Source organism: Acinetobacter sp. ESBL14, assembly GCF_036668815.1.
GTDB classification, from domain to species: Bacteria; Pseudomonadota; Gammaproteobacteria; order Pseudomonadales; family Moraxellaceae; genus Acinetobacter; species Acinetobacter gyllenbergii.
The window spans coordinates 66,809-82,046 of the sequence record NZ_JAZEVS010000004.1; the positions used below are offsets into that span (position 1 = coordinate 66,809).

Annotated in this window: 14 protein-coding genes; 7 read left to right on the plus strand and 7 right to left on the minus strand. The window is 40.4% G+C overall.

The genetic code is table 11. The features are described 5' to 3' along the window. The first annotated feature begins 135 nt into the window (after positions 1-135). A complete protein-coding gene (locus tag V6E90_RS13585; protein WP_332605627.1) occupies positions 136-3,036 on the plus strand; it encodes a valine--tRNA ligase in 2,901 nt (966 codons plus the stop codon). 150 nt (positions 3,037-3,186) lie between these two features. Here V6E90_RS13585 and V6E90_RS13590 read toward each other — a convergent pair whose 3' ends face one another. The 5 genes from V6E90_RS13590 to V6E90_RS13610 all read right to left on the minus strand — a co-directional run bounded on the left by V6E90_RS13590 (position 3,187) and on the right by V6E90_RS13610 (position 6,604). Next, positions 3,187-3,663 (minus strand): hypothetical protein, encoded by a 477-nt coding sequence (locus tag V6E90_RS13590; RefSeq protein WP_065343740.1) that lies wholly within the window; start codon positions 3,661-3,663, stop codon positions 3,187-3,189. 71 nt (positions 3,664-3,734) lie between these two features. Beyond that, positions 3,735-4,142, minus strand: a complete 408-nt coding sequence (locus V6E90_RS13595; RefSeq protein WP_332605628.1) for an endonuclease domain-containing protein — start codon at positions 4,140-4,142, stop codon at positions 3,735-3,737. Between the two features lie 123 nt (positions 4,143-4,265). Then, positions 4,266-5,285, minus strand: a complete 1,020-nt coding sequence (locus V6E90_RS13600) for a molecular chaperone DnaJ (protein ID WP_332605629.1) — start codon at positions 5,283-5,285, stop codon at positions 4,266-4,268. 104 nt (positions 5,286-5,389) lie between these two features. Further along, the gene (locus V6E90_RS13605; protein WP_332605630.1) at positions 5,390-5,977 is read right to left on the minus strand and encodes a hypothetical protein; all 588 of its coding nucleotides are present in this window, start codon (positions 5,975-5,977) and stop codon (positions 5,390-5,392) included. Positions 5,978-6,025: 48 nt separating this feature from the next. Beyond that, positions 6,026-6,604 carry a TetR/AcrR family transcriptional regulator gene (locus V6E90_RS13610; RefSeq protein WP_332605631.1) on the minus strand — a complete coding sequence of 193 codons (579 nt, stop codon included), beginning with the start codon at positions 6,602-6,604 and terminating at the stop codon, positions 6,026-6,028. Positions 6,605-6,894: 290 nt separating this feature from the next. On the opposite strand from V6E90_RS13610, the gene V6E90_RS13615 reads away from it, so the two are divergent. Further along, positions 6,895-7,314 (plus strand): acyl-CoA thioesterase, encoded by a 420-nt coding sequence (locus V6E90_RS13615; protein ID WP_332605633.1) that lies wholly within the window; start codon positions 6,895-6,897, stop codon positions 7,312-7,314. A 26-nt stretch (positions 7,315-7,340) separates the two neighbouring features. Further along, the gene (locus tag V6E90_RS13620; RefSeq protein ID WP_332605634.1) at positions 7,341-8,261 is read left to right on the plus strand and encodes a DMT family transporter; all 921 of its coding nucleotides are present in this window, start codon (positions 7,341-7,343) and stop codon (positions 8,259-8,261) included. Between the two features lie 53 nt (positions 8,262-8,314). Here the strand turns inward: V6E90_RS13620 and V6E90_RS13625 are convergent, their stop codons facing one another. Then, positions 8,315-9,100: a 3-hydroxybutyrate dehydrogenase gene (locus V6E90_RS13625; RefSeq protein ID WP_332605635.1), complete on the minus strand. Its 786-nt coding sequence runs from the start codon at positions 9,098-9,100 to the stop codon at positions 8,315-8,317. A gap of 72 nt (positions 9,101-9,172) precedes the next feature. Beyond that, the gene (locus tag V6E90_RS13630; RefSeq protein ID WP_005269564.1) at positions 9,173-10,597 is read right to left on the minus strand and encodes a GntP family permease; all 1,425 of its coding nucleotides are present in this window, start codon (positions 10,595-10,597) and stop codon (positions 9,173-9,175) included. Positions 10,598-11,103: 506 nt separating this feature from the next. Between V6E90_RS13630 and V6E90_RS13635 the strand changes: the two genes are divergently transcribed. From V6E90_RS13635 to V6E90_RS13650, 4 genes are all read left to right on the plus strand, one after another. Continuing rightward, positions 11,104-11,988 carry a LysR family transcriptional regulator gene (locus tag V6E90_RS13635; protein WP_332605636.1) on the plus strand — a complete coding sequence of 295 codons (885 nt, stop codon included), beginning with the start codon at positions 11,104-11,106 and terminating at the stop codon, positions 11,986-11,988. 179 nt (positions 11,989-12,167) lie between these two features. Then, positions 12,168-12,872: a CoA transferase subunit A gene (locus V6E90_RS13640; RefSeq protein ID WP_005243873.1), complete on the plus strand. Its 705-nt coding sequence runs from the start codon at positions 12,168-12,170 to the stop codon at positions 12,870-12,872. 2 nt (positions 12,873-12,874) lie between these two features. After that, positions 12,875-13,516, plus strand: a complete 642-nt coding sequence (locus V6E90_RS13645) for a CoA transferase subunit B (RefSeq protein WP_016651056.1) — start codon at positions 12,875-12,877, stop codon at positions 13,514-13,516. 132 nt (positions 13,517-13,648) lie between these two features. Beyond that, positions 13,649-15,058 carry a short-chain fatty acid transporter gene (locus V6E90_RS13650; protein WP_023271555.1) on the plus strand — a complete coding sequence of 470 codons (1,410 nt, stop codon included), beginning with the start codon at positions 13,649-13,651 and terminating at the stop codon, positions 15,056-15,058. Positions 15,059-15,238 lie beyond the last annotated feature (180 nt).

Below are 15,238 nucleotides of genomic sequence, written 5' to 3' on the forward strand. Positions count from 1 at the left end.
CTCAAGAAACACCAATTTAGCCATTATTTAAGCGGCTTTTATCATTCACATCAGGTCAGGCTGAAATGCCTACAGAAGCGAGGATTTTTTGCTACAATAGATCTAATTTTTTATTCAATTTTAATCTTCTGTACTATGACTGACGCTCAATCTGCTCAAAATATTGCAACCACTTACGATCCAACTGAGATCGAAAAGAAATGGTATCAAATCTGGGAACAACAAGGTTATTTCAAACCCTCAGGTCAAGGTGAATCATTCTGTATCATGATTCCGCCACCGAACGTCACGGGTAGCTTGCACATGGGACATGGCTTTAACAATGCCATCATGGATGCACTGACGCGTTACAACCGTATGATGGGTAAAAACACCTTATGGCAACCCGGGACTGACCATGCAGGGATTGCAACGCAGATGGTGGTCGAGCGTCAATTGGGTGCGCAAGGCGTCAGCCGTCATGACTTAGGTCGTGAAAAATTCATCGAAAAAATTTGGGAATGGAAAGAGCAATCGGGCGATACCATCACCCGTCAGATCCGTCGCCTAGGTTCTTCTGTCGACTGGTCGCGCGAACGCTTCACTATGGATGAAGGTTTATCCAATGCAGTCAAAGAAGTGTTCGTTAAACTGCATGAAGATGGCTTGATCTACCGTGGTAAACGACTCGTCAACTGGGACCCGAAACTACAAACTGCGCTGTCAGATTTAGAAGTTGAATCAGATAAAGAAGAAGCAGGTTCATTGTGGCACTTCAAATATTTCTTTGAAGATAAAAACCTACGTACCCATGATGGTAAAGACCACATTGTGGTTGCTACCACTCGTCCTGAAACCTTGTTAGGTGATACTGCGGTTGCTGTGGCACTGGATGATGAACGCTATACGCACCTTGTAGGTCAGAACATTATCCTGCCAATTACAGGTCGTGCTGTTCCAATCGTTAAAGATGAATATGTCGATAAAGAATTTGGTACAGGCTGTGTGAAAATCACCCCTGCACACGACTTTAACGACTATGAAGTCGGTAAGCGTTGTGAATTGCCAATCATCAATATCTTCAATAAAAATGCAGAAGTATTGGCTGAGTTTGAATACATCGCCAAAGCTGGCGAGCAAATTTCTAAAACCATTCCTGCTCCTGCAGACTATATCGGTTTAGAGCGTTTTGCAGCACGTAAAAAACTGGTTGAACAAGCCGAAGCTGAAGGCTGGTTAGATCAAATCCAACCTTATACGCTGAAACCACCTCGTGGTGACCGTTCAGGTGTGATCGTTGAGCCATTATTGACAGATCAATGGTATGTAAAAATTGCACCATTGGCACAACCTGCAATTGAAGCGGTTCAAGATGGCCGTATCAAGTTTGTTCCTGAACAGTACAGCAACATGTACATGGCGTGGATGAACAACATCCAAGATTGGTGTATCTCGCGTCAGCTTTGGTGGGGTCACCGTATTCCAGCGTGGTACGATGCTGAAGGCAACATCTATGTCGGTCGTGACGAAGCGGAAGTTCGTGCTAAAAACAACATCCCTGCTGATATTGCTTTAAACCAAGATGAAGATGTACTGGATACATGGTTCTCTTCTGCACTTTGGACGTTCTCAACCTTAGGTTGGACGGGCGATGCCAAGAAAGATGCGGAAAACTATTTCCTTAATACGTTCCACCCAACTGATGTATTGGTAACGGGTTTTGACATCATCTTCTTCTGGGTTGCTCGTATGATTATGTTTACGATGCACTTCATGAAGAATGAAGATGGTACGCCACAAGTCCCGTTTAAAACGGTTTATGTACACGGTCTGGTTCGTGATGGCGAAGGTCAAAAGATGTCGAAGTCTAAGGGCAACGTGCTTGACCCATTAGACCTGATTGACGGTGTTGACCTTGAGACTTTAGTACAAAAACGTACGACGGGTCTGATGAACCCGAAACAAGCGGCGAAGATTGAGAAATCAACCCGTAAAGAATTCCCAGAAGGCATTCAAGCTTATGGTACTGACGCGGTTCGTTTCACGTTCTGTGCGCTTGCCAATACAGGTCGTGACATTAAGTTCGATATGAAACGTGTTGAAGGTTACCGTAACTTTGCCAACAAGATCTGGAACGCAACCCGTTTCGTATTGATGAATGTTGAAGGTCAAACGGTTGCTCAAGAAGCGCGTCCTGAGCTGTGGGAACTTCCAGAAAAATGGATCATGAGCCGTCTGCAAAAAGCAGAAGCTGCGGTACATCAAGCATTCGCGACCTATCGTTTAGACCTTGCTGCACAAGCGATCTATGACTTTATCTGGAATGAATACTGTGACTGGTATGTTGAGTTAACTAAACCCGTTTTGAACGATGCCAATGTCTCTGAAGAGCGTAAAGCTGAAGTTCGCCGTGTATTACTTGCGGTGATGGAAGCGTCTTTACGTTTGGCACATCCGTTGATGCCGTATTTGACTGAAGAAATCTGGCAAACGCTTGCGCCGATGTTAGGCAAAGGCGGTGCAACGATTATGACTGCGCAATACCCTGTTCCTGATCAAGCAAAAGTGAATGATCAAGCTGAAGCAGATATGCAGTGGTTACAAGGCCTGATTGGTGCAGTACGTAATATTCGTGGTGAAATGGGCTTAGGTAATGCGCGTTTATTGCCTGTATTACTCAAGAACATTTCTGATGCTGAGCGTGAGCAAATCATCCGTATTGAAGCCTTGTTCAAAGCACTCGCTAAAGTTGAAAGCATCGAGTTCTTAAGCAATGAGCAAGAACCACCGTTGTCTTGTTCTAGCGTTGTCAGCCATGCTTCGGTATTTGTACCAATGAAAGGCTTGATTGATCCTAAAGCTGAGTTGGGTCGTTTGCAGAAGGACTTGGATAAAGTTCAAAAGCAACATGATCAAATTGCCAATAAACTTTCAAACGAAGGTTTCGTAGCGAAAGCACCAGCAGCGGTTGTTGAAGGTGAAAAAGTGAAATTGGCTGAGTTTGCTGATCAGCTAGCGAAGATTAAGCAAAGTATGGAGCAGATTGCTGCGCTTTAAGCGGTAATTTAAATAAAAAACCCCTCAATTGAGGGGTTTTTTTGAATGCATAAAATTAATAAATAAATTGCTAAGGGATCTAAAAATTGTCCAAGAGCCTATTCATGTAGATGACAAAGAAAGTTCTATAAGAATTTAAATATAGGACTCCTAATATCCTTTAATATCGGTTCTTTTTTGTATATCTGTTTCTTTAAGAAAACATGCATATTCACTCAACTTAAAAAGCCTCATCTCTCTAGGTTTTATGTCCAACCAATCTTTTACATCCAAGAAGATGTCATTATCAATATCCCATATTTGCTTATAACGGATATCAATTTCTTTTTCCTTACCAACAAACAGTTGAAAAGTATTTCTTAGAAACCCATCTTGTTGAATTACTGTTAAGCGCTCATCATCTAAACGATACAACTTTCTATCGAATAGAAAAAAAATAAACTCTTCGCAACCCAAAATTGCTACTAATTTTTTCTGTTTATCTACTTCAATAAAAAAACCATATCCATTCGCTGCACGCTTGGTTCTAGAGATATTTGATCTCTCTAATTCTTTATTTTCAAAATTAAAAGAATAAAGTTTTTCTTCATTATTAATATTTAAAAAAATTACTGGATTATTGTCCATTCTTTAAAATCCAAATAACTCTAATATTACTATGTTGCTTGATTCTATTCACGCTGAAAGTAGCAAATTTTCTAACACAGATTCGATATATCAATTTTCCCTCTCCTTTTGGGAGAGGTCTTATTAGAAAGTGCACAACATTTATTCCATAAATCATCCAAAACTCTCTCAGTATTTTTTAAAATCTCATGATTCCAATACCGTTCTACTTTTAAATCCAAAGCCTCTAAAAACTTGGTTCGTTCAGCATCATAAGCCCGCCCATCCTCAGTCCCATGCTGACTACCATCCAGTTCAACGACCAAACACAACTCATGGCAGTAAAAATCTACAATATAGGGTGCAATCACATGCTGTCTGCGAAATTTAAGATTCATAAAACGTTTAGCACGAAGTAGTTGCCACATCAGGTGTTCTGCATCTGTCGCATTACTGCGCATGGCTTTAGCGAATTCTAATAATTGTGGGTCTAGTTTCATTTTATGTTATCACCTCTCCCTAGCCCTCTCCTAAAAGGAGAGGGAATATCATCTAATTACATACCACTATAAAATCCATTGCTACTCCCTCTCCCTCAGGGAGAGGGTTGGGGTGAGGGAAAATCAAAGCACCCCATGACCCAACAACATTTCCACTCCACTCACCCTTTTCATATGTTTTAAACGCTCTTTTTCCCACTTCAACTGCTGCTTTAACTCAACACAATCCGCATCTATGGCTTTATACACATCACTAATATGCAAATGCTCTGCTTTGACTTTGTTCGCCAACTGAAAAGAATCCAAAATCTCATCAATTTGGCTTTCAAGCTGCTGACTCTGTGCATCCAAAGCCAGTTTATAAAACTTCACTTGCTCCGCTGATAACTCTTTAGCCCCAACACCTCTATTCTGTTCAAGCTGTAATTGAAGTTTGAGTAAATAAAACAAATCCTGCTGTTCATAGGCCTGACTCGCCTGCTGGAATAACTCGGTTTTTTCTTCCTTTTTGGACTCGTCTTGCTCACGGTCAGGATGAATCATCGCGGCAATTTTTAAATACACCGTTTTCAGCGATTGCGCTGCCATCTGCTCAGCTTGTTCTCTTTTCTGCTGTTGTCTGAGTTGCTTGGCCTGTTCCCTTGCCTGTTGCTGCTCGGCCGCATACTGCTCAAAATCATCTTGTTCTAATTCTGTACTTTGCTCATAACTTTGATGCTGTTCAAACTTGGCTGACTGTAGTTTTTTATTCTTTTTAACCGATTGCTGGGCATGTTGCTGATAAAAAGTATCAATCTGCTTGACCAACGTTAACTGTTCATCCTTCAACATCTTGGAACGCTTTAACATTTGGGCAAGCTGGGCAATTTTTTCATCCAGTTGCTGCATATCAGTTTTGGAAAACTCATGCTGTTGTAACAGCGTCCAAAGCTGATCTAGCTGCTGAAACAAGATTTCATGCAGCTCGCTATACACAGGCATCAGCTTTTGCCGTGTATGTTTTTGAATCTCGGCTTGCGCATTCTGCCATGTGGCAAGGCTGATTTTTTGCTGTTCTATTTGATCAATTAGGCGATTCAGCTTTTTCTGCTGTGAAGAAGGTTCAGCCCTTTGCTTTAAACTGACTTTGAGATCAAAGGACATAATGCTTCCGCCTAAAAATAAAAAAAGTGTAGCAATAATTAGCCGACAAAGGCAGCAAACACTTTCAATATCGTGTTTGGACAAACAAATCGCTTAACTAAGCTTTACTCATCGCCAAATAAGGTATTGGCTGAAACCACTTTGGTGATTTTAACTTTATCTTGTTTCAGCAAGGGATAGATTTTTTGTCTAACTGCATCACTGGTCATAGTGCCATTCAAATTCAGTAACACTGGCTCTTCACTCAGAGAGCCTTTGCCCAAGTATTCTTGATTCAAATCATTGGTAGTTGCTTGATTGACCACAACAAAATATCCCGCAATGCCTTTGACCTGACCACAGGCCAAACTTTGCGGTGACCAATCACCTTGGCGAATCACTTTTTGCAACGTATAGCCTTTACTTTTTAATTGCTGCGTTTGTGCTGCGGTTGCAATTGGAAAATCAATCCGCTTTTGCTGGCCTTTCCAGTTCACCAGCAAATGACTCGATTGACAAGATTCACGCATAACGCCTCCACTTCCTCTCAATGCGCCTTCATCGGGATCAAAACAGGATGAAATCACTTGAAAAGTCGCTTCACCACAATGCAAGGGCTCAGATTGATAGGTCTTGAATGACGTTGCTTGAGCTTGGTTTATTTGAATTAAACACAAAGATAACAGGCAAAAGTTGGCGAATTTATTGTTCATATCAAGTCATATTAGAATTAAAGGCTGATTCATTCTAACCAAGAATATTTATTTTTTTACTAAAATTTGAACAAAAGCATCACATGTATTCTGAAGGAAAGTGGGATCTTTATAAGCTCTTTCCATCACAGCAATACCCCTCGTATATGTGATTAAAACATCTGCTGTTTGACCAACTTCTAAAATCAATGAATCCTTCCATTTTGGGTCAGATAATTTAACCTCTAATGCCAATCGAAGTTCATTCATGAAATCTCTTAAGCGCTGCTGTATACGTTCACTTGTTAGATTTATATCTACTAACATTTTAGTGGTCAGACATCCTTTTGAAGGAGTGCCCTTAGACATATTAGCCAATGCTGCGCTAAAAAAATTGGTTAAAACCTCCTGTAATGAATCTCCTTTCATTGCCAAATCAATATTATTTAAAAAATTTTTACAATAAATTTCATATGCTTGAAGAAAAAGCTCATCTTTTCCTCCATACGCATTATACAAAGATCCTCGTTGGACACCTGTTTCCTTCGCAATCTCAACTAATGAAGTTGCTTGCCAGCCATTTCTCCAAAAGATATCCAAGACTAATGGGAGGATAAATGCCTCATCAAACTGCCTTACTCCAGACAAGTTACACTCCTTATACTTGACAACCCTGTCAAAATTGACAAGACTGTCAAAGATAACTCACAATTATCGTAATTAAAAGATTAGAAAATAATAGTTTTTCAATTTGTCAATTAACTAAAAGAGTGTTGTATGACATTGAAAAACCAAAATTAACACATTCCGCTATGAGGATGATTGTATATGAAAACAAATAGCAACTCTTATCAGTTTTTCATATTTTTAATATCAACTCAAAAATATAATCAAGAGTATTAATTATCCTTGGTTATAATTTGGTTAAGGACAATACAATGAATATAAAATCAAAATCTTATCCCCTAGTGACAATGGATAAATTAAGATATTCAGATACTGATAGACAAGGCCATATTAACAATGCTTTATTCTCAACATTTCTAGAAACAGGACGTGTAGAGATTTTATACAACCAAAAAATAATAAATCAATCAAATGAAACTGAATTTGTAATAGCAAACTTAACCATACAATTTATAAGTGAAATTTTATGGCCAGGCTACATTGAAACGAAAACTGTTATAAAAAAAATAGGTACGAGCTCCATTATTTTTGAACAAGTTATTTATCAAGCTGAAAAACAATGCGCAGCAGCAGAAACCGTAATCGTTCAAATAAACAAATTAAATCGTCAACCATCGCCGTTAACAAATATGGACATCCAAGAATTAAATAAATACTTAAGAAAAAGTTAAACATCAAATAAACAAGGATGTTAAAAATGACAAAAACAAATGACTCTTGGTTAGGTATTATCTACGGAAGCTTAGCAGCTTTAATATGGGCAGCTTTTCCAGTCATGACCAGATTTGGGGTTTCAAAATCAAACTTAGATCCCTTTGAGATTACTTTTATACGTTTTTTTGTTTCAGGAATATTAGTCATTCCTTACTTGCTCATGAATAAAAATATGAAAATCCCAATAAAAGGGCTTCTAATTATAACTGTTGGCTTAGGTGTTCCATATATGCTTATAATTTCCTTTGGACTCAAATATGCACCTGTCGAACAGTTTTCAATTATGACTCCAGCCTGTATGATCTTATTCTCTCTTTTATTAAGTACAATGATATTAAAAATAAAATCTCATAAAAATGAAAGTCTAGGTGTCATCACCATCATGATTGGAGTTCTATTTTCAGTATATTCAACATTTAATAGCTCATATATATTTTCACACTTTCTTTTTATTATTGGAGGATTTTTATGGGCAACCTATACGATTGCATCTCGGTATTATTTTAACTCAGCCATGTATGCAACTGCGCTGGTATGCTTCTTTTCAATGATTTTATATACACCATTTTATTTATACATCAAAGGAATAGAAATATTTTCCAACCCTTTATCCACTTTAATCCCTCAAATTATTTATCAAGGGTTTTTCGTTTCTATCATCGCACTATTTTTTTACAGTAAATCTGTAATTTTACTTGGATCAACTACAGGATCTGTTTTTGCAGCCTTAGTTCCTATTCTATCCACTCTAATTTCAGCAGTAATACTAAAAGAAACGATATCCTTAACTTCAATATCAGGATTATTGATCATAACAATTGGTATACTTATCACAATATTCAAAGCAAGTCAGTGGAAAAATATATTCAAACTTTTCAAAGATAAGAAAATAAATAGATTATAAATATAGACAAAAAATCTTGCTACCTCCCCCTCAAGTGAGAGGGAGTGTTGTCCTTACTGTGCAGTATAACCACCATCCATCACCACCGCCTGTCCTGTGATTCCTGCGCCTTTGTTACTGACAAGGAAAATCGCATAGTCGGCAATTTCTTCAACACTGAGTAAACGCTTTTGTGGCACCATCGCTAAAATTACATCTTCCAAAGCACTTTCCAGACTCACATTACGGGTTTTCGCCAAATCTGCAATTTGCCCACGCACCAACGGCGTATCCACATAACCTGGACATAATGCATTCACAGTAATGCCGTCACGGGCACATTCCAAAGCTGCCACTTTGGTCAAGCCGATCACGCCATGCTTGGCACTGTTATAACCCGCCTTACCAGCAAAGCCAATCAATCCATTGATCGAAGACATATTGATAATACGACCATATTTTTGCGCTTTCATAATCGAAAATACATGTTTAATCCCGATAAATGAACCTGTCAGCATCACCTGAACCAGTTTCTGATAAATATCTGTTGAGAAGTCTTCAATCGCTGCAACATGCTGAAAACCCGCATTATTGATCAGGATATCCAGACGACCAAAGGTTTGTGTGGTCAAATCAATTGCCGCTTTATAAGCCTGTTCATCAGTTACGTCACAAGGTGCAGACAAGGCTTCAAAACCTTGCTGTTTTAACTGCTCCACGGCTAGCTGGCATTTCTCTGCATTGACATCAGAAATCACCACTTTGGCACCTTCCTGAGCAAATTTTTTCGCAATTTCTAAACCAATACCGCTCGCCGAACCAGTAATAAAGGCCACTTTGGCTTCGAGTTGTTGAGTCACTGTGCTACTCCTGTTCTTAATCATTTTGATTGCTCACCTGTCAAAACGGGCAAGCTGAATTTAAAATTTGCCTTAGACAATACCGAACCATGTAAATGCAGCAATCACCACAAATACCGCCAAGGTTTTAATAATCGTCACTGCGAAAATATCTTTATAGGATTGTTTATGGGTTAAACCTGTCACCGCAAGCAAGGTAATCACTGCGCCATTATGCGGCAGCGTGTCCATACCGCCCGATGCCATCGCCACCACGCGATGCATCACTTCAGGGGGAATACCCGCTGCTAAAATCGCTGCATTGTAGGTTTCTGCCATCGCACTCAAAGCAATACTCATCCCACCCGATGCAGACCCAGTAATCCCTGCTAGTACTGTCGTGGTCACTGCACCATTGACCAAAGGATTGGTAAAGGTCGTCCCCAATGCATGGCTAATCAAAGCAAAGCCTGGCAAGGCCGCAATAATCGCTCCAAAACCATACTCCGATGCAGTATTCATCACCGCCAATAATGAACCACTGATACTGGCATTCACACCTTCTTTAAAGTTAGTTACCACGCGCTGATAATCAAATAAAATCGCCGCAATAATGCCAACAATCAAGGCCAAACCGACTGCCCAAATCGCCCCTGTTTTTGCCACATCAACAGTGTAGTTGGCTAAACCAATTGCATTAAAATCAAAGCCATTCGGATACCATTCTTTGATGGCTGTGGATAGATAACGGTTCATCACCGCAACCAGAATCAACGGAACAAAGGCCATACATTGACGCAGCACTGAACCGTTGTTTTGCTGAGATAGCTCTACATCAGCAGTCGTTTGCGTAGCTGCATCTTCAGCAGCAAAACCAGCATAACCTTCACCTGCACGAGCAGCAGCTTTACGGCGTGATTCCAGATACAGTAGACCCATGCTTAAGACGAAGATCGCCCCAATTACACCCAAAAACGGTGCTGCATAGATATTGGTACCAAAGAAGGTGGTCGGAATCACGTTCTGAATTTGTGGTGTACCCGGCAAGGCATCCATGGTGAATGTAAATGCGCCTAAGGCAATGGTGCCAGGAATCAAACGTTTTGGAATATTGGCCTGTTGGAACAACTGATTGGCAAATGGATAAATCGCAAATACCGCCACAAATAAGCTAACACCGCTATAGGTCAGAATGGCACCCAGTAAAACTACGGTTAAAATGGCTTTTTTTGCGCCAATCAAATTGACAATGGTACGGGCAATCGACTCAGCAATACCCGACATTTCCACCACTTTGCCAAAGATCGCCCCCAGCAAGAACACCAGAAAATAGTCTTTAATGAAATTAACCATTTTCGGCATAAAAACGCCCGAATAAAACGGCAATACATTGGCGGGATTAATCAGAAAAACCGCCAGCAATGCACATAACGGTGCCATCAAAATTACGGAAAAACCGCGATAGGCCGTGTACATCAGCAAGCCTAAAGACAGCAGAATGACAAATAAGTCCCACATATTCTTTTACTCCATTCCAAAGAATATATGTCAGGGTCAACCAAATTATTTTTTTTATACTATGTGGTGGTTATCCTAACCATAAACAAAATTAAAATACTGCGAACTGCGGTACAGAATCTAAAGCAAAGACGCATGCTAAAACGTATTTTAAAATAGCATTAAAATCATAAAAAACAAGACGATTAAAACAAAATACACCATTTAAATTAATCATAAAAATCATACAGATATAAAAATAACACCCAAATAATTTAATTGATTAATAAAACAAATTAACTATTCAAAAATACTCATTAATCTCATCAAAGTATATTTAGCTTATTATTTTAATAATCTATTTTTCGATATTGAGATAAAATAAATCAATAATCTCATATCGTATTTCAAAAAAATAAACGGCTTGCCTCTCATCAGCGAATTAACAAAAATGCCAGTCACAATGTGCTGTTTTTTTTATAAATTACAGCATATAAATCAAAAACTTTCCGTATAGGTCGCCCACCATGACTTTAAAGCAACTCAAAGCATTTCTGGCTTTGACCCGTACCCTGAATTATGCAAATGCCTCTGCTGAATTGCATCTCAGTCAATCTGCTTTAAGTCTAAGTATCAAATCACTGGAAGAAGAACTGGGTGGCAAGCTGTTTAAGCGCAATACCCGTCGGGTTGAATTGACACAGGAAGGAAAGTCATTGATTCCCTATGCCAAGAAATTACTGGCCAATTGGGAAGATATGGAAAAAGACGTCAAACAACGTTTTAAACTCAATCGTGGCACATTGAATATTGCTTCGATGCCCTTTGTCACCCATGCGATTTTGCCACAAGTGATTCATAGCTTTTTAGCCAAACATCCCAATATCAGCTTTTCCATTCATGACATTCCCAATGAAAAAGTACTGGAAAATGTTCAGGATGGTATATTTGAAATTGGCATCTGCTTTGAACCACCACGCAATGATCAACTGGAATTTAAATCCTTATTTGAGGAAGATTTCCTTGCGCTCTTACCAAAAACACATCCTTTGGCAAGCGCGGATTCGATCAGTTGGAAACAACTGTGTGCCAATCCCTTTGTGACCTTGCAACATCCCTCGATCGTTCGACACCTGATTGAAGAAAACTGTCTTAAAAACCATCTGACATTAGATTTAAAAGTTGAATGTCATCAAATCAGTTCCCTCTCCAGCTTTGTGGCATTAGATATGGGCGTCAGTGCCATCCCCCGTCATTTTCAAAATTTTATCGACAAGGAACATAACGTCTTGATTGAGATTGAGGACGGCAAATTGCCGCAAGCGATTGGGATTGTCTATAAAAAAGACTTTGAGCTTTCCAATATCTCAGCCGAGTTTATTGAGATCTTGCTGCAACATGATTTTGGCTAAGCCCTTTCGGCTGCTACAGCAAGACAGATTCACCCCGTCATCCTGCCCTGTTGAGTGAAATAGATGAAATTTATTGTATTAATGAGTTTCCCTCATTAATCCTTTAAAAATTTAAACTTCTGTAAATAATCCCTGAATGCTAAAACTATTAGAAACCAAGGAATTTACAGGTGAAAAAAATGAATAAAGTCTATTCAAGCGCAGCATTGGCACTGCAAGATGTGGTGCAAGATCAGCAGACTTTTGCGGTTGGCGGTTTTGGCTTATGCGGTATTCCTGAAGCCTTAATTCAGGCGCTGAAAGAAACAGGTGTCACAGGCCTGACTTGTATCTCTAATAATGCAGGTATTGATGATTTTGGCTTGGGTGTTTTACTCAAGACCCGACAAATTAAAAAAATGATCTCCTCTTATGTGGGCGAAAATAAAGAATTTGAACGCCAATATTTGAATGGCGAACTCGAAGTTGAACTCACCCCACAAGGCACATTAGCTGAAAAACTACGCGCGGGCGGTGCAGGCATTCCTGCTTTTTATACCGCAACAGGTGCAGGTACCTTGGTGGCTGAAGGTAAGGAACAACGCGAATTTAATGGTCGTACCTATATTCTAGAACCATCTCTCACTGCGGATGTGGCCTTGGTCAAAGCCTATAAAGCGGATAAAGCCGGCAATCTGGTATTCCGTAAAACCGCGCAAAACTTTAACCCTGAATGTGCAATGGCTGGAAAAATCACCATTGCCGAAGTTGAACAGATTGTAGAAATTGGCGAACTGGATCCAGATGAAATCCATTTAGCAGGGATTTACGTCAATCGTGTGGTGCTGAATGCCACGCCAGAAAAACGGATCGAACAAAAAACCCTCAAAGCACAGGACGCATAATCATGGCATGGACACGTGAACAAATGGCACAACGTGCCGCACAAGAATTACAAGATGGTTTCTACGTCAATCTGGGAATTGGCCTGCCGACATTGGTTGCCAATTACATTCCAGAGGATATGGATGTGTGGCTACAATCGGAAAATGGTCTGCTCGGCATTGGCGAGTTTCCTACAGAACAGCAACTTGATCCCGATTTAATCAATGCAGGCAAACAGACCGTTACCGCGCGTGCAGGTGCAGCCTTTTTCTCAAGCAGTGAATCCTTTGCCATGATTCGTGGCGGGCATGTCAACATTGCCATTTTGGGTGCCATGGAAGTCTCTGAGCAAGGTGACTTGGCCAACTGGATGATTCCAGGCAAGAAGGTCAAAGGCATGGGCGGCGCAATGGACTTGGTCGCAGGCGTACAGCGTGTGGTGGTGTTGATGGAACACAATGCCAAAGACGGTACCGCTAAAATTGTTAAACAATGCAGCTTACCACTGACAGGTCAAAAAGTCGTACATCGCATTATTAGCGATTTAGGTGTTTTGGATGTTGTTGCTGAAGGCATCAAACTGGTGGAGTTAGCACCTGATGTGACTGAACAACAAATTCAAGCGGCTACAGGTGTTGAGCTGTTGATTGAAGCCCAAGCTTAATTCTACACACGCTTTTATTTTTCTCGTTGAAGTGATGCTGTGATGGCATCACTTTTCGCTGTTTTCATAACAGCAAAAATTCATTTAGGACAAATGAATCAGATACAACAAAATTAAAAATGGATGCTCAAGATGAATAAACAACCTGCCTTGTTAGAACGGTTTGCCCTGCGGATTAGTAACTGGTCGGAAAAATGGTTTCCAGACTCCTACATTTTTGCCCTGCTCGGTGTAATTATCGTTTCCTTTGCTGCCATCGGGATTGGTGCATCGGTACAAGATGTCGCAAGCTCCTTCGGGAATGGTTTCTGGAGTTTAATCCCCTTCACCTTACAAATGACCATGCTGATTATTGTCGGTTATGTGGTTTCTGTTTCTGCTCCTGTGAAAAAACTGATTCAGAAAATGGCACGGATTCCACACTCTGGACGCAGTGCCATTGTCTTGGTCGCTACAGTTAGTTTATTGATTTCATTGGTCAATTGGGCAGTCAGTACCATTTTGACCGCATTATTGGTGATTGCGCTAGCCAAGCGTAAAGAGCTACAGATGGACTACCGTGCTGCTGCCGCCGCTGCAATTATTGGTATGGGCGCAACCTGGGCACTAGGCATCAGTTCGTCTGCGGCACAATTACAGGCCAATAAAGCCAGTTTGCCGGAATCCATCTATAACCTCACGGGTGTGATTCCATTTACCGAAACCATCTTCCTATGGCAATCCATGCTGATGACCTTGATCTTGGTGATTGTCTCAATTGCGATTGCCTATTGGTCTGCGCCGAAAGGTGACAACGTCAAAACCATGCAGGATTTTGAGCTGAGTTTTGATGAAGAAGAAAAAACTGAAGTTAAATCAACCCGACCGGGCGACTGGTTGGAAAACTCACCCTTATTGACCATTATCGTGGTGGCATTAGGCTTGATCTGGATGTTCATCGAGTTTTCTAAAACTAATCCCATCATCGCCATTTCTAGCCTCAATACCTATAACTTTGTGTTCTTGATGCTGGGGCTTGCACTACACCGTACTCCGCGAAACTTCCTCAATGCAGTGAGTCAGGCAGTGCCTGCGGTGTCGGGGATTCTGATTCAGTTCCCGCTCTACGGCAGTATCGCCTTTATTATGACCCAAGCGCTGAATAGTCAGGATTTATCGCTGTCGCATTATATTGCTGAATTCTTTGTTTCGATTGCCTCGAAAGAAACCTTTGCAATTGTGATGGGCATCTACTCTGCAGTACTGGGTTTCTTTGTTCCTTCTGGCGGTGGTAAATGGATTATTGAAGCGCCTTATGTGATGCAAGCAGCCAATGATTTACAAGTGCATTTAGGCTGGTCGGTGCAGATTTATAATGCGGCAGAAGCCTTACCAAATCTGATCAATCCCTTCTTTATGCTGCCAATGCTCGGGATTTTAAAACTCAAAGCCAAAGACGTGATCGGTTTTACTGTGACTCAATTGGTGTTCCATCTGCCTTTAGTGTTGTTCTTACTCTGGATTTTAGGACGCACTCTTACATATAGCCCACCAGTTATGTAACTACACAGTTCCGTCAGCGCCACTTTTTATCTTGAAACTCTTGAAGATGAAAAGTGGTGATCCCTGTTGCTTAGCACAGTAAAGATCATCGACCGATCTTCATGCGCGTTCACCTGGTTCGCTTTATTTAGTAATGTCCAAAACCGTGCTATTTTTAAGCAAATTGCACCACTTTTCACC

Bases quoted from the DNA above. Each gene is read 5' to 3' on its own strand.
- V6E90_RS13615 (WP_332605633.1), top strand. From the start codon at position 6,895: ATGAATATAAAATCAAAATCTTATCCCCTAGTGACAATGGATAAATTA.
- V6E90_RS13595 (WP_332605628.1), bottom strand. From the start codon at position 4,142: ATGAAACTAGACCCACAATTATTAGAATTCGCTAAAGCCATGCGCAGT.
- V6E90_RS13630 (WP_005269564.1), bottom strand. From the start codon at position 10,597: ATGTGGGACTTATTTGTCATTCTGCTGTCTTTAGGCTTGCTGATGTAC.
- V6E90_RS13650 (WP_023271555.1), top strand. From the start codon at position 13,649: ATGAATAAACAACCTGCCTTGTTAGAACGGTTTGCCCTGCGGATTAGT.
- V6E90_RS13585 (WP_332605627.1), top strand. From the start codon at position 136: ATGACTGACGCTCAATCTGCTCAAAATATTGCAACCACTTACGATCCA.
- V6E90_RS13645 (WP_016651056.1), top strand. From the start codon at position 12,875: ATGGCATGGACACGTGAACAAATGGCACAACGTGCCGCACAAGAATTA.
- V6E90_RS13600 (WP_332605629.1), bottom strand. From the start codon at position 5,285: ATGTCCTTTGATCTCAAAGTCAGTTTAAAGCAAAGGGCTGAACCTTCT.
- V6E90_RS13620 (WP_332605634.1), top strand. From the start codon at position 7,341: ATGACAAAAACAAATGACTCTTGGTTAGGTATTATCTACGGAAGCTTA.
- V6E90_RS13590 (WP_065343740.1), bottom strand. From the start codon at position 3,663: ATGGACAATAATCCAGTAATTTTTTTAAATATTAATAATGAAGAAAAA.
- V6E90_RS13605 (WP_332605630.1), bottom strand. From the start codon at position 5,977: ATGAACAATAAATTCGCCAACTTTTGCCTGTTATCTTTGTGTTTAATT.
- V6E90_RS13635 (WP_332605636.1), top strand. From the start codon at position 11,104: ATGACTTTAAAGCAACTCAAAGCATTTCTGGCTTTGACCCGTACCCTG.
- V6E90_RS13640 (WP_005243873.1), top strand. From the start codon at position 12,168: ATGAATAAAGTCTATTCAAGCGCAGCATTGGCACTGCAAGATGTGGTG.